General features: G+C 60.1%; 15 protein-coding genes. 2 read left to right on the plus strand and 13 right to left on the minus strand.

All coding sequences use genetic code 11. The annotated features are described in order from the left end of the window. Window positions 1-13 precede the first annotated feature (13 nt). From mutM to HMPREF2860_RS03695, 11 genes are read right to left on the minus strand one after another with little or no spacing between them, the layout of a single operon-like run. Window positions 14-877, minus strand: coding sequence for a bifunctional DNA-formamidopyrimidine glycosylase/DNA-(apurinic or apyrimidinic site) lyase (mutM, locus tag HMPREF2860_RS03645; RefSeq protein WP_038628632.1), 864 nt, complete (start codon window positions 875-877; stop codon window positions 14-16). Then, window positions 877-1,605, minus strand: coding sequence for a ribonuclease III (rnc, locus tag HMPREF2860_RS03650; protein ID WP_038628630.1), 729 nt, complete (start codon window positions 1,603-1,605; stop codon window positions 877-879). The genes mutM and rnc overlap by 1 nt, the downstream gene beginning before the upstream one ends. A 42-nt stretch (window positions 1,606-1,647) precedes the next feature. Then, entirely contained in the window at window positions 1,648-2,208 is a 561-nt protein-coding gene (locus HMPREF2860_RS03655; protein WP_038628628.1) for a YceD family protein, read from the minus strand. Between the two features lie 29 nt (window positions 2,209-2,237). Further along, entirely contained in the window at window positions 2,238-2,999 is a 762-nt protein-coding gene (locus HMPREF2860_RS03660; RefSeq protein ID WP_070628598.1) for a DivIVA domain-containing protein, read from the minus strand. A gap of 10 nt (window positions 3,000-3,009) precedes the next feature. Beyond that, window positions 3,010-3,483 carry a pantetheine-phosphate adenylyltransferase gene (coaD, locus tag HMPREF2860_RS03665; protein WP_038628624.1) on the minus strand — a complete coding sequence of 158 codons (474 nt, stop codon included), beginning with the start codon at window positions 3,481-3,483 and terminating at the stop codon, window positions 3,010-3,012. A 45-nt stretch (window positions 3,484-3,528) separates the two neighbouring features. Next, on the minus strand, window positions 3,529-4,095 hold the full coding sequence (rsmD, locus tag HMPREF2860_RS03670; protein WP_038628622.1) for a 16S rRNA (guanine(966)-N(2))-methyltransferase RsmD: 567 nt from the start codon (window positions 4,093-4,095) through the stop codon (window positions 3,529-3,531). Beyond that, window positions 4,096-4,368 (minus strand): acyl-CoA carboxylase biotin carboxyl carrier protein subunit, encoded by a 273-nt coding sequence (locus tag HMPREF2860_RS03675; RefSeq protein WP_005509454.1) that lies wholly within the window; start codon window positions 4,366-4,368, stop codon window positions 4,096-4,098. A gap of 24 nt (window positions 4,369-4,392) precedes the next feature. After that, window positions 4,393-6,543: an ATP-dependent DNA helicase RecG gene (locus HMPREF2860_RS03680; protein ID WP_038628621.1), complete on the minus strand. Its 2,151-nt coding sequence runs from the start codon at window positions 6,541-6,543 to the stop codon at window positions 4,393-4,395. Between the two features lie 4 nt (window positions 6,544-6,547). Continuing rightward, the gene (locus tag HMPREF2860_RS03685; RefSeq protein WP_038628619.1) at window positions 6,548-8,074 is read right to left on the minus strand and encodes a DAK2 domain-containing protein; all 1,527 of its coding nucleotides are present in this window, start codon (window positions 8,072-8,074) and stop codon (window positions 6,548-6,550) included. A 6-nt stretch (window positions 8,075-8,080) separates the two neighbouring features. After that, the gene (locus tag HMPREF2860_RS03690) at window positions 8,081-8,746 is read right to left on the minus strand and encodes a uracil-DNA glycosylase (protein ID WP_038628617.1); all 666 of its coding nucleotides are present in this window, start codon (window positions 8,744-8,746) and stop codon (window positions 8,081-8,083) included. Between the two features lie 37 nt (window positions 8,747-8,783). Further along, window positions 8,784-9,740, minus strand: coding sequence for a thiamine-phosphate kinase (locus HMPREF2860_RS03695; protein ID WP_038628615.1), 957 nt, complete (start codon window positions 9,738-9,740; stop codon window positions 8,784-8,786). 111 nt (window positions 9,741-9,851) lie between these two features. Here HMPREF2860_RS03695 and HMPREF2860_RS03700 point away from each other — a divergent pair, with 111 nt between their 5' ends. Continuing rightward, complete coding sequence (locus tag HMPREF2860_RS03700) at window positions 9,852-10,832, plus strand: DUF3515 domain-containing protein (protein WP_038628613.1); 981 nt, start codon at window positions 9,852-9,854, stop codon at window positions 10,830-10,832. Window positions 10,833-10,842: 10 nt separating this feature from the next. On the opposite strand, the gene HMPREF2860_RS03705 is transcribed toward HMPREF2860_RS03700, so the two are convergent. Next, on the minus strand, window positions 10,843-11,946 hold the full coding sequence (locus HMPREF2860_RS03705; protein WP_038628611.1) for a D-alanine--D-alanine ligase family protein: 1,104 nt from the start codon (window positions 11,944-11,946) through the stop codon (window positions 10,843-10,845). A gap of 35 nt (window positions 11,947-11,981) precedes the next feature. After that, window positions 11,982-12,980: an NAD(P)H-dependent glycerol-3-phosphate dehydrogenase gene (locus HMPREF2860_RS03710; protein ID WP_038628610.1), complete on the minus strand. Its 999-nt coding sequence runs from the start codon at window positions 12,978-12,980 to the stop codon at window positions 11,982-11,984. 112 nt (window positions 12,981-13,092) lie between these two features. Between HMPREF2860_RS03710 and HMPREF2860_RS03715 the strand changes: the two genes are divergently transcribed. After that, complete coding sequence (locus tag HMPREF2860_RS03715; RefSeq protein WP_187402694.1) at window positions 13,093-14,073, plus strand: NUDIX hydrolase; 981 nt, start codon at window positions 13,093-13,095, stop codon at window positions 14,071-14,073.

Genomic DNA, 14,073 nt, shown 5'->3' on the forward strand with positions numbered 1-14,073 from the left:
TCATAAGGAAATTCTAGCGCTGACAGGTGGGACACAGATAACTCGATCTATTCCCAAATGGCAGACGTACAATTGCGCGCCCACACCTCGAGCACGGCTCCCCCGCTTGGCCATAGGCGTTCAAGCTCCGCTCGAAATAGCCACTTTCGCCGTTGACATGTACATATAGTGCGTCAAAGCTCGTGCCGCCGGCCGCTAGCGCCCGCTGAAGTACCGCTTGGCCCTCCCGCAGAAGTTTCGCTAATCGACGGACCGAAAGGTCGCACGCCGGCACGCGACCATCAACCTTCGCCGCCCAAAGCATTTCGTCGGCATAAATGTTGCCGATGCCGGACACGATGTTCTGATTGAGCAATACGGCCTTGATTGGCGAACGCGACTTCATCATGCGGTGTGCAAGTGCAACCACATCGACAGTTGGCTCCAATAGATCGGGCGCGATCTTGGCTGCGGGTTCCGGAACAAAGCGACCGTGGTATTCGACCATTTCACAGGCCCAGACCCAACCAAAGGTGCGCTGATCGTTGAAGTTGATAAGGTGCCGAGCGCCGTCCGGCAGGGCTATGTCAAATGCGGCCCTGGTGTGGCGTCCGGGCAGCGTATCGGGCGTGTACGGAGCTTCCACACGCAATTGGCCGCTCATACCCAGGTGGATGGCAATTGCGGAGTCGTCGTCAAGCGTGAGCCACATGAACTTGCCGCGGCGATCCGTAGCGATAACCGTGCGCCCGCGCGTACGACCGATAAACTCTGCGGCACCACCGGGTTGGCGCCGCACAGCACGAGCGTTGTAGACGAAAGTATCCTCGATGCGGCCACCGACGACGTAAGCGTCGAGACCGCGGCGTACGGACTCGACTTCAGGAAGCTCGGGCATTATGCAAGTGCAGTATGCGCCTGATGCGCGGCGTGCATCTCGGCTTCCTTCTTCGTGGCGCCGGTACCGCTGCCCTTAACCACGCCGTCAACCAGCACGTCGACGTAGAAAGTTAGGTCATGGTCGGGGCCGGTGGTGCGCACGGTGTACTCAGCAGCCGGTAGTTGCTTGGCTGCCAGGCGCTCCTGCAACAGCGTCTTCCAGTCACGACCGCGAGACTCCGTCGGGGCATCGTCAATCATCTGGTTAAACAGGCGAAGAACGGTCTCGCGGGCAACCTCAAAGCCATGCTGCAGGTAAATGGCACCCAGCAGTGCCTCGGTGGTGTCAGCGAGAATTGAGTGCTTATCCGCGCCACCGGTGGCCTTCTCACCGCGACCGAGGAGAATGTGCTCCCCCAATCCGATACTGCGGGCCAGGTCAGCCAGCGCGTACATGTTCACGACACCTGCGCGCATCTTGGAAATATCCTGCTCAGCACGGTCCGGGAAGCGACGGTAGAGTTCTTCAGCAACGCACATGCCCAGCACGGCGTCGCCCAGGAACTCTAGACGCTCGTTATTGGTCAGCATGCCATTTTCATTTGCGAAACTGCGGTGGGTCAGAGCGAGCTTCAGGGACTCCTCTGGTAGTTCAACACCGAGTTTTTCCAGCAGCGGGGCGTGATCGACGGCCTCAAAGGCCGCCTTTCTAGCCGCTTCACCGGTTAGCCGACGCTTGCGGCTCATCCGTTATATCTCCTTTAAAGTCTTCGTCTAAGTCGTCGTCGATTACTTATCGTCCCCGAGCGAGCCAAACTTTTCCGCCAGGCCAGCCCAACGCGGATCAATACGCTCCTCTTCACCCGAGATGCCGTCTGGTTCCGGCACTTCCGAGTCCGACTCAGCACAGCTGGAATCGAAATCCAGACAGGTCGGATTGAAGGGCAGATTCAAGCCCGCCTCATCGATGACGGCTTGAGTGATATCCACCGTATTGTCGACGATCTGACCAACTTCGTCCTCAACGTCTTCTTCCTCGGCATCGTCGCCTGTGATGAAGTCCTCGTTGTTGGAAAAGACAGCCGAAATATGGAAGCTGAGCTCCGGATTCAGCGGGGCTAGGCAGCGCACGCACTCGCCGGTGGCCTTGGCAGTCACAGTCGCGTCAACCATGACACCACTGCCGAGGTTCGTGACAATGCCGTCAACGACAACCTCCTCGCCAGCGGCGATGCCAATCATCTCGACACCAACGCGGACTGGGCTATCGCCTACCTTGCGGAACTGCTCGGGCATGCCGCCCTGCAGACATGTCGAAACGTCCAGAACAAATGGGGATGAGTCAGTCATGATAGACCTCAGTCTACCCCGAAGATGCGCTAACGCTCGTACCGGCGGCGTTCCTGCCCCTCGGAGAAGGAAGACGGCGCGTTCTGCGCCCCTGCACCACCGCCGACGGCACCGGCCCCTGAACGCAGTACAGAGCGATTGCGACCGACATTGCGCAGGGTCTCCTGGAGGGTCTGCTCAAACTCGGCGAGCTTGGAGTCAACGTAACGGTCACACTCTTCGCGGAGGCGAGAGGAATCCGCGTGTGCGTCGGACAGCAGACGATTCGCTTCGTCGTTGGCCTCGCGGACGACCGTCGACTCAGCGACCAGGCGAGCCTGCTCCTCACGGCCTTCCGCAACGGAACGCTCGTAGGATTCGTTACCAGCGTGAATCAGGCGATCGGACTCGGCAGAAGCACGATCCACAATGTTGTCGTACTCGTGCTGAGCATCCTCGCGGAGACGACGAGCGTCGTCCTCAGCGGCCGCAACGGTGCCAGCCGCGTGAGCATTGGCATTCTCAACGGTGTGGTTAGCGCGGGCCTCTGCGTCGTCGACAATACGATGGGCTTCTTCATCCGCAGACGAAATGGTGTTGTTCGCCCGGGCTTCAGCATCGTTGATAATCTCATCCCGCTGGTCCAAGACATCCTGCGCGTCATCGAGCTCAGCCGGGAAAGCATCCCTCAGTTCATCGAGCAACTCGAGAACACGCTGGCGCGGGACCATACAATTGGCCGACAGTGGCACGCCGTGTGCCTCTTCTAGGATCTGGACCAGTTCATCAAGAGATTCGAAGACGCGAAACATGACTTACATGCTACTTCAGTCTGAGCTGCAGGGCGTGCAAGACAGGCTCAGGAACTAGGCCTTCCACCGAACCGCCGTACCGAACAACTTCCTTCATCAGTGTCGACGACACGTGACCGTACTTCGGATCAGCCTCCACAAAGAGAGTTTCAATGCCAGTCATGCGCCGATTCATCTGTGCCATAGGAGCCTCATACTCGTAGTCTGCTGCCGAGCGCAGTCCCTTGACCAGGCAGGTAATCCCCTGCGCGGAGGTGTAGTCCACCAACAGCTTCGACCAGGAGTCCACCCGCACATTGTCCAGGTGCTGCGTGCACTGCCGAATGAGGTCCATGCGCTCTTCGACGTTGAACATGCCCTGCTTATTCGGGTTGTGGGTAACCAACACGGTCAACTGACCGAATTGGCGCGCGGCACGCTCAATCACATCGAGGTGACCACAGGTCATGGGATCGTAGGAACCGGGGCAGCATGCGTGAGTCATAGAGGTCAAACCACCTTTGGCCGTCGTAAAGCGTAAAGAAGAACGTTAAGCGTTGTGGATAGCGGTGTCGAAGCGCGCCAATCCATGAATGCGGCGCTTCAGCTTCTGCTGGAGCTGCTCATAGCCCTCCGGCCACTGCGTCTCGTCGTCATCGCGGTGACGCTCCACAGTCACTACCGCGCCCGGCGCGAGGAAGCTGCGCAGAGCCTCCAACATCTCTGTAACGGCCTCCCCCGCCAGCTCGTAGGGAGGATCAGCGATGACGCGGTCAAAAGGCTCGCCCGGCGCGCCCGCAAGGTACGATGACACTTTCATCGGAGACACGGCCACATCGGGATGCCCCACGGTGCGAATGTTCTTTTCAATGGCGGCAATGGCGTTCGGATCGTTTTCCACCAATACGACGGAACGCGCGCCACGGGAAGCCGCTTCCAAACCGAGCGCACCTGAGCCCGCGAACAAGTCGAGAACGCGAGTTCCCTCTAACCCAAAGCGTGTGGACCAGGATGAAAAGATGGCTTCTTTCGCGCGGTCACTGGTTGGCCGAGTGGTCTCTCCCTTGGGTGCGACTAGTCTGCGACCGCGCGCCTCACCTGCAATAATGCGGGTCATCTACTTCCCTTCGTGCGATGTGTTCTCGTTGCCGTTGTTCTGTGCCATCGTGCTGTGAGTTGCTGGCGTGATTCGTGCCAGCAGCTGACCACCTTCGACATCCACAAATTGATCTGCCGCCACCTCCGCGACCGTACCCGGGCAGGGCGCTAAAACCGGCGCTTCTAGCTTGACGGCCTCCACGACCGCAATGACCTGGCCAGTCGTCACCGAGTCTTTCTCGGCGACCTCCCAGCGGACTACTCCTGCAAAAGGTGCACAGACATTTACCATGCCCAACAGTCTACTTAGGTCTAACTAGGAGCGGTCCAAGTAGTTCGACTGCTCTTCATCAATATCGGAGATGAGCTCCCCCACAAGTCTCTCATCGCTGTCGAGGAGAGCCGTGGCGTCGTGCCGGGTGCGCTCGATGATCTCGCCGTCGGTGGTGAGGTCCACCAGACCGAGGCCAGTTGCCAGTCCCGATTGGTCATCACCGAGTAGATCACCAAAACTACGCGTGGCCAGGTCTAACTCCGCCAGTTGAATACCATCGGTGGTGGTGGCAATGCGTTCCAACCGGGTACGCTCCGGTGTCTGAGAATGCGTGTGTGTACACAGGAAACACAGTCCACCCCGGTCACCGCGGCCGACGCGACCGCGCAGCTGGTGAATCTGCGAGATACCGTAGCTCTCGGCGCGGCGAATCATCATGATCGTGGCCTCTGGTACATCCACGCCGACTTCGATAACTGTGGTGGACACCAGCACATCCAGCTGACCTCCGGCAAAAGCCTGCATCACGCGGTCTTTGTCCTCCGGTGCCATATTGCCGTGCAACTGACTGATACGTACACCGGGCAGTTTCTTCCTCGCTCGGTCGAACACCGCTTCCACAGACTCGTCGAGGAACTGTTCCTCATCGCGGGTAATACGAGGACAGACAATGAAGGCGCGGTTGCCCTTGGACACTTCTTCCCCAATGCGCTCCCAGGTTCGTGCCTCCCAGCGGGGTTTCTCCAGCGTCGGTACGACAAAGGATTGGATCTCCTGACGTCCCCGTGGCAATTCCGTCAACTGCGAAACTGCAAGGTCGCCAAAAATGGTCATCGCTACCGTGCGCGGAATCGGGGTTGCCGACATCACCAACAGATGCGGTGTCATTCCGCCCCGTCCCCTGCTGCGCAATTGATCGCGCTGGCGCACACCAAAGCGGTGCTGCTCATCGACGACCACCAACCCGAGATCGAAGAACTCCACGCCCTCACTGAGCAGGGCATGCGTGCCGACGACAATGTCCGCCTCCCCGTTGACTGCCTCCAACAGGGTTGCCCGGCGCTCCTTCGTCGACATCGAACCCGTCAGCAGTCGCACAGTCACTGCTACTCCGGCTTGCTCCAGCATCGCTGTCAGCGATCGGTAGTGCTGTTGGGCCAGGACTTCCGTCGGCGCCAGCATCGCGCACTGTCGGCTGGCATCGACTGCCTGCAGCATTCCCAGCAGGGCCACCACGGTCTTACCCGAGCCGACTTCACCTGCCAGCAGGCGGTTCATAGGGCTGGTCTGCGACATGTCGTGCGCAATATCGGCCGCGACCGCGACCTGACCGTCGGTAAGCGAAAACGGCAGTCCTCGGCGTAGCTCGTCGCGAAGCCCTCCGGTGACCTCCGTGCAGGCCGGAGCGGTGAGGCTCTCTTGAGTGCGTTTACGTGCACCAACGGCGAGTTGGAGCTCAAGCGCTTCGTCATACTTCAGCCGGGTGAGCGCAATGTCGGGGCCCGCGATGGAGGGAAAGTGTGCGCCACGCAGTGCGGAGTCGAAATCGGTAAGTCCCTCCGGTGTGGCGGGCAACGGGTCTGGCTGCAGCGGTAACCATTCGAGGATGCGCTGCATGAACAGAGCCAGGTGAATACCCGCTACTCCTTTGCGGCCACGGTAAATGGGCAGGTAAGGGCGAGTGAGAAGCCGCTGCATCTCCGCAATCCCCTTGGCCGTTTTCGTCAGTGTGGCCAGCTTGCCAGTGGCTGCGCCTACCGAACCATCGGCTTTGAGCACCATGCAGTCAACATTTTTCAGCTGCAGCTCATTGCGGAACTCGCTGAGTGTGCCAACAATGAGCAGACGCACACCGGGGTGCAGCATATTGCGCAGCCATTCGGCACCAAAAATCGCGGCCGGAAGAATGCGCACGCCGTCGCTGACATAGATTTTCAGTGGCTTGCGTCGGTCGGCGAAGGCGGGCGCTGGCGAGATGCTGTGCACCTCCACGACTGTGGTGATGGTGTCGCCAATGTCGGAAAATGACACATCTAAGCTCTTACCCTGCGCCACGTAGCGCTTTGGGAAATTCGTCAGTGCATCCGAGACGGTCTCCATACCGAAACCTGTGTGAAGTTTCTTCGCAATCTTTGGACCCACCACGATATTCAGGGGCGTGCGCGCATAATCCGAGCCGAGCCATCCGAGCATCGTGCTACTCGATTCCTATCTGCACCGGCTCATCGATGCCAGTTGCATCATAGGCTACGACCTCCACAGGCTTGTCCAGCCGCGCCCGCACTTGCTCTATGTCCACGTCCTCAGCTCCGCGCCCGAGCAGCAGAGTCACTAGTTCCCCGCCGCCAGCCAACAGGTCTGAGACGATCTCTGTGAGCGCGTCAGTCAAAGGCTTATCGACGTCCGCAGCGATTACAGCCGTTCGCGTGCCATTGGCAGCCTCGCCCATCGCGTACGCGGCAACCTCCAGCGGCAGCTCAGCCGAATGCACGGCCAAGGCCGCGAGGCCAGCCGGAATGGAGTCTGTAGAAACTACCGCGAGTGTCGGATTAGCCGCGGCAGCAGCGAATTCGATATCCGCCAATTCCTGGTCGCTGACTAGACCATTTGGCAGCAGGATTACCTCATCCGCACCCCGCATGGCAGTCAGTGCCTTGGTGACCACATTTTCAGCGAACTCCTGGTCGGCGATGGCTGCGCGATCTGTTGGAGTGGATGTGGGAGTCGGAGCGGGGGTCGGGCTGATAGCAATCGCTCCAGAGGAAGTGATGAGATCTTTCAGCGGACCGTCCGGCACTACCGCAATGAGGATGCGAGTGGACTCAGGTGTTGTCTCCGGTTCATCGAGCACCTCGATGCGGATGCCCTCCGGACGACCGAAGTCAAGTGCCGCTTCGATAACTGCGCCCGGCTCCACTGTGTGGATATGCACCATGTACTGTGCGGTCTCCGCATTACCAGCGTCACCTGCGATGATGAGCGAGTTTCCCAGCGGGTTTAACCGCTCTCGCAGTGTCTCCACCGCCTGGGTATCCGCCAAGGAAATCAGGTACATGACCTCCATCTCAACGGTGGCTACGTGCGGCGCGTCGACATGTAAATCAACCGGTGCGGCTGCGCGGCCGCTGACTTCGTCGGCAAGCGCGTCGAGCAGAATAACCAACCCCACGCCGCCGGCGTCGACCACACCCGCCTGCTGCAGTGCCGGGAGCTGGCTGGGGGTTTTCGCCAGCGCATCGCGAGCGGCATCTGCAATCGTGTCGGCGAGCTCCTCAATTGAGTCGCCCTCAAATTCCTCCGCGACAATCGCGGCGTGACGCAGGACTGTCAGAATCGTGCCCTCCACCGGATTGGCAATCGCCTGGGAGACATGTTGTACAGCTAGCTTTAGCGAGTGCTGCACCGACTCAACACCAATGCCGCTACCGGAAGCTGCCTCAGCCACCGCACGAAAAACCTGCGAGAGCACAGTGCCCGAATTACCGCGGGCACCACGCACCGCACCGGCAGCCAGCGCCGCGGTGACTGCGCGAACATCGGAAGCGTCTGCCTTTTGCGCTTCCTCATACGCCGAACTCAACGTCGCGAGCATATTCGACCCGGTATCGGAATCCGGTACTGGGAAGACATTGAGACTGTTGATCTCATCGCGGCGGGATTGAAGCGCATCAATACCCCGGGCAACCCAGCCGACAATCGCGGCAGAACCAATCTGCGAAGACATGAATTCCTATTCTAGCGTCCAGTCGATAGGGGTAGCTCCCTGACGAATCAGCGACTCATTGGCCCGGCTGAACGGGCGCGACCCGAAGAACCCACGGGATGCCGACAGCGGTGACGGGTGCGGCGAACAGATGCAGTCCACGCCCGGGAGCCAACGCTGCAAACTCTGCGCATCGCGTCCCCACAGAATTGCCACGAGAGGCTTGTCCCGAGCGACCAATGCTTTGATGGCATGCTCCGTGATTGCCTCCCAGCCCTTACCACGGTGCGAGGCAGCAGCACCCGGGCGCACGGTCAGCACACGGTTGAACAGAGCTACGCCCTGCCTACTCCACGGAGTGAGGTCACCGTTGGAGGGAGTCGGGAGCCCCAGGTCGGAGGAGTACTCCTTAAAAATATTCGCCAACGACCGCGGTACCGGCTTCACATCCGGTTGGACCGAGAAGCTGAGCCCCATCGCGTGCCCCGGGGTCGGATACGGGTCCTGGCCGATGATGAGCACCTTGACCTCATCGAATGGGTAAGTGAAGGCGCGCAGCACATCGGTGCCCGCGGGCAGGTAGCCGTAGCCGGCCGCGTTTTCCTCGCGCAGGAACTGCCCCATCCGGTGGATATCATCGGCCACTGGCTCCAGCGCTTTCTGCCACCCTTCTTCGACCGGCAACGGATCCATGTCATGCAGCCTTTCTTCTCAAAACCTCGTCGAACTCTTAAAAGGAAACCCAACCGGCATCGCGGGCAGGGGGTTTGCCGTCGATAAGCACCGAATCGAACTTTTCCTTCGACACCGTGCCGATAGCGCGGAATCCCGTCGGAGGCTCCCCCGGTGTCGAACCAATCAGTGTGTGGTCCTCCCCGCCGGTGAGCACCCACTCCCATGGATCGACGGCGAGGTATTCGCCAGCGGCAATCTGCAACTCATCGGGCGCAATCGCACTGCTGTCAACTTCCAAAGTAACCCTGGAGGCCTGCGCAATAGCGCGGAGATCCACCACCAGTCCATCGGAATTGTCCGTCAGTGAACGCACTCCTGTGGCTCGCGCCGTGGCCCCCCTGCGGTATTCAAATTCGGGCGTACAGTGTGCTGCCACCAGCTGCGCAAACTCACTTGGAACCTTTGCCGGGCTTCCGCAGTGCTGCAGCAGCGCAAGGCCCGCTGCAGAGTAGCCGATGCGCCCCGACGCAATCACCGTATCCCCCGCGCGTGCCGCTGAGCGCAGCAGCGGCCGCCCCAGCCCACCGAGTTCGCCCATCGCAGTGATGGAAATCACCAGAGAATCTCCGCTGACCATGTCACCACCGACGAGCTCCGCGGGACATTGCTTGCCTTCCTGCCACAACCCCTCGGCGATACCGGTGACCACGCTCACCGGAGTATGCAACGGTGCTGAGATGGCGAAAAGCATTGCCGTTGGACGTGCACCCATCGATTCGATGTCGGCGAAATTCTGTACCGCGGCCTTAGCTCCAACTTGCTGAGGTGTCGACCAGTCCAGGCGGAAGTGGCGCCCTTCCACCAGCATGTCAGTGGAGGTGACAAAGCGGGCGTTGGGGGTTGTCTGCGTCAAGACGGCGGCATCGTCGCCATTGCGTGCCGACGGGGCGATAGCCCGAATAGCCTCAATGACCCCAAACTCGCCAATATCGCCAATGGTCAATTCAGTCACAGTGTCGAGTCACATTCCTAATAGTCGATGGTTAACCGTTAATAACGGAACCCGTCTCGGCATTGCCCCCAACCAATTGGAGTTGGTACCGGACAACGTAGAATCAGGCCCATGGTAGACGCACCCCGATCGGGAGAAACAGTTCAGTCCAAGGGTAGCCGGACACGCGCGGGCATCGCACTCGCTATCGCCATTATCTCTATCCTCGGCATCATTTTTGCCGCAAAGATTTACCAGGATAGTCAGGCGGCGAAACCAGTCGCGATTTCCAACCCGGAGCTCCCCGCCAATGACTCGCCTGAGTGTGCGGAACTGCTCGACCGACTGCCAGAACGCGCCGCAGGTCTGGTTCGCGCCGAAATTGCAGAGCCGGCTCCAGAAGGTGCCGCTGTGTACCGAAACTTGGAACAAGACCGCATCACGCTGCGCTGTGGCGCGAACGTACCTAACCAGTACAACGAACTGGCCAAGACCGAAGAGGTCAAGGGCATTTCGTGGCTGCGCGTTGTCGACAGTACCGACGAATCTTTGGCGACTTGGTTCACCGTCGGCCGTGAGCCAGTGGTTGCGATTACCGCCGAAGGAAATGCAAAGGCGGACGACGCACTGCGTGATCTCGCCGAGGCGCTGCTCCCGGATTCCGAGTACAAGAACAAACCGGAGCGCGGCGGTGTCCCGCTGGCAGAATTGGCAGCTCCGGAAGCTGATAAGCGCTGTAGCGGCTTGGAAGCTGCCCTCCCCCGCGATCTCGGCAACCGTCACCGTCTGAGCGCAGCGGAAATGCCGGCTGACATGCCGAAGGACATGGTCATTTGGGGCGGTACCCCAGCCGATCCGGTGGTGCTGCGCTGTGGTGTCGACGAGCCGGCTGGCTACAGCACCACCACGCAGCAGCTAACACAGGTTGGTGACATTGTCTGGTTCAACGAACCAACGCTGTCCTCCGGTACCTCCGCCACCTGGTACGCCATGGGGCGTGAACGCTTCGTCGCCGTTGAAATGCCAATGTCGGAGGCCAGCTCTCTGATGCCGGTGCTCTCCTCGGTCATCGCTGACAACCTGGAGAACATCTCGCCGAGCGAAGAGAAGTAAGAACCAGCTTTTATCGACGAGCTACCAGCGCCCGCTCAATCAGGGCGCTGAGCAGCTCCTCGTAGGCAACACCTGAGGCCGCAAACATCTGCGGGTACATCGAAATCGGGGTGAAACCCGGCATGGTGTTGACCTCATTGATAATCGGGCCATTATCCGTGACAAAGAAGTCCACGCGAGTCAGACCATCAGAGCCCAGTGCCCTGAACGCCCGACGAGCATCCTTCTCCAGCGCCTTCAAAACATCCTCTGGCAGCTCAGCCGGAATCTGCGCCGAAACGATGTCATCCAAGTACTTGGTCTCAAAACCGTAGAAGCCCTCGTCGGAGTCCTCCGTGCCACGCAGCAAGGACGGAACCGATACCTGCAGGCTGCCGTCAGCGCGCTGCAACACGCCAATCTCCACCTCGGCACCGTCTACACCGGCCTCTACGATGACCTTCCAGTCATGCTCTCGGGCCAGCTCTACCGCCGCATCCAGATTCGCCCAATCATCGACGCGGGAGATACCAATCGACGATCCGCCACGGGCAGGTTTGACGAACACCGGCAGGCCAAGGGTCTCCTTGTCCTCGTCGGAAAGCGACTCGCCAACGTGCAAAACGACCTGCTTGCCGATAGGAAGCCCCGCTGCCTGCAGGAGATTCTTCGTGCGTTCCTTATCCATACCCGCCGCGGAAGCGAGCACGCCCGGGCCGACGTAAGCAATGCCGGAAAGCTCAAAGAGCCCCTGGATTGTGCCATCCTCGCCGTGCGGACCGTGGAGAACAGGGAAGATGACGTCGACAGTGTCGAAAACCTCGCCGGCGCGATCACCGGTGACATAGCGGAACTCACCGCGGCGTGACGGCGAGGTGCTCAGCGCAACTTCCTCGCCTGGGATGACCTCCGGCATCGTACGCCCCTGCGTGCGCAGCGTGTCCGTCTCACGCGTGCCGACGGTCCAGACACCATCCTTGGTAATACCAATGGGAACCACTCGGAAGCGGTTCTCATCCAGGTGATCCATAATTGCGCCAGCTGAGACACAGGAGACACTGTGTTCAGGGCTTGCGCCGCCGTAGATAACGGCGACGGAAATGCGATCTGCAGACGAGCTATTCGACGAAGTCATGGTGACTAAGTTTAGCCCCGCCCCTGCATTATTGGTTATTCCGACTTGCGGCTGCGCCCCATCAGCTTACGAATTGTCTCATCGACCTTCGCGCCTTCGTGGCAGACAGCGTAAACGGCCTCAGTAATTGGCATTTCCACGCCATTGCGGCGAGCGAGGTCACGGACCGAGATTGAAGAAATCACACCCTCAGCCACCTGACCACGCGTAGCGTGCTGCGCCTGCTCCATCGTGTCACCGCGACCGAGACGGTCACCGAAGGTGCGGTTACGCGACAGTGGTGAGGAACAGGTGGCCACCAAGTCGCCGAGACCGGCTAGACCCGCGAAGGTCTTATCCTCTGCGCCAACCGCGTCGCCCAAACGTGTGATTTCCGCCAGGCCACGGGTGATGATGGTTGCCAACGTGTTCTCACCCAAGCCCTGCCCAGAGGCCATACCGCAGGCCAACGCAATGACGTTCTTGCAGGCACCGCCGATTTCGCAGCCGATCACATCGGTGTTGGTGTAGGGACGGAAGTAATTAGTGGCGACTGCCGCCTGAATCATCTTGGCGTTGTTCTCATCAGCGCAAGCAATGACCGTTGCCGCTGGCTGCTCCATCGCAACTTCGCGGGCGAGGTTCGGGCCCGATAGCACCGCAATACGCTCTGCTGGCAGGTCTGTGACCTCAGCGATGACCTCACTCATGCGCAGATGTGTCTCACGCTCCACGCCCTTCGCCAGGCTGAGCAGAATCGTCTCCGGTCCGATGAAGTCCTTCCAGACCTTGAGATTGTCACGCAGGGTCTGCGAGGGCACGCCCAGCACCACCACATCCGCGCCCTTCAGCGCGGCCTCTGCATCCGAGGTGGCTTCAATGTTTCGCGGCAGTCCCAGCCCAGGTAGGTAGTCGTGGTTTTCGCGGCTGATCTGAATACGCTGTGCCTGCTCTGCACGTCGCGACCACAGCCGTACAGGATTGCCCGCATCAGCAAAAACCTTGGCGAGCGTCGTGCCCCACGACCCCGCGCCCATCACTGAAACCTGCACCATCGCCGCGACCTTCCTCCGTTAGTCTCTAATCTCCAACAAGTCTAGCGAGACGTTCTCACACTGCGATACTAAACTAGGTCGGCGACAAAGGATTGAAAGGGAATTCACGATGATGCACGAAGAGGACAAGGACCTCAAGGGCGATACCTCCGTGACCGGTCGCCTGCGCCAGATTCCGACGAAGCCAGGTCAGGATGTCACCAAGCCGACCTTTGCGGCCGGCGCGGTTCTGTGGCGAGGCGATGTCCACAACCCTGAAATCTGCGTAATTCACCGTCCTTCTTACGACGACTGGTCGCTGCCGAAGGGAAAGCTCGACGCCGGTGAGAACCTGATTGCCACCGCTGTCCGCGAGATCTGGGAAGAAACAGGCTACCGAGTCCGGTTGGGCAAGCTGGTCGGCAACGTCTCCTACCCTGTCGCTGGACGCACGAAGTTGGTCTGGTACTGGACCGCTGAGGTGCAAGGCGGCGACTTCGAGCAGAACTCCGAGGTCAATGAGCTTCGCTGGGTCTCCTGGGACGAAGCCGAGGAGCTGCTGTCCTACGATCTCGACCGCGACGTGCTGGTCAAGGCCCGCAAGCGCATGAACAAGGAACCGGACACCCGTCTCATTCTGGTTCGCCATGGGCGTGCGCACCGCCGCACCAACTGGAACGGCAATGATGCACTGCGGCCGCTGGATAAGAAGGGACGTCGTCAAGCGGAACTGCTCGTCTCTGCGCTGGAGGGTTTCCGCCCCGAGCGCGTCTACTCCGCCGAGCCCGTGCGTTGCCAGGACACCGTCGCGCCACTCGCCGCAGAGCTGGGCATGCAGGTCACAGTCGACGAACGGCTTGGCGACGAACACTGGATTGCCAACCAGGTCGAGTCCAAGAAGGCCTTCGAGGACATTGTCGCGCTAGGCGGAGTCAGCGTGGTCTGCTCTCAGGGCATCACCATCCCTGACCTGTTGGCCGCTTGGTCCGCCGAGGGCACCCTGCCCTTCGACGAGGAAATCCTGTGCAAGAAGGGCTCGGCCTGGGTACTCGGCTTCAACGACGGTGTGATGACCACGGCTGATTACTACGCCTCGGCGCTGCCGGTGAAGTAA

The organism is Corynebacterium sp. HMSC064E10, from assembly GCF_001812505.1.
Taxonomy (GTDB): Bacteria; Actinomycetota; Actinomycetes; order Mycobacteriales; family Mycobacteriaceae; genus Corynebacterium; species Corynebacterium amycolatum.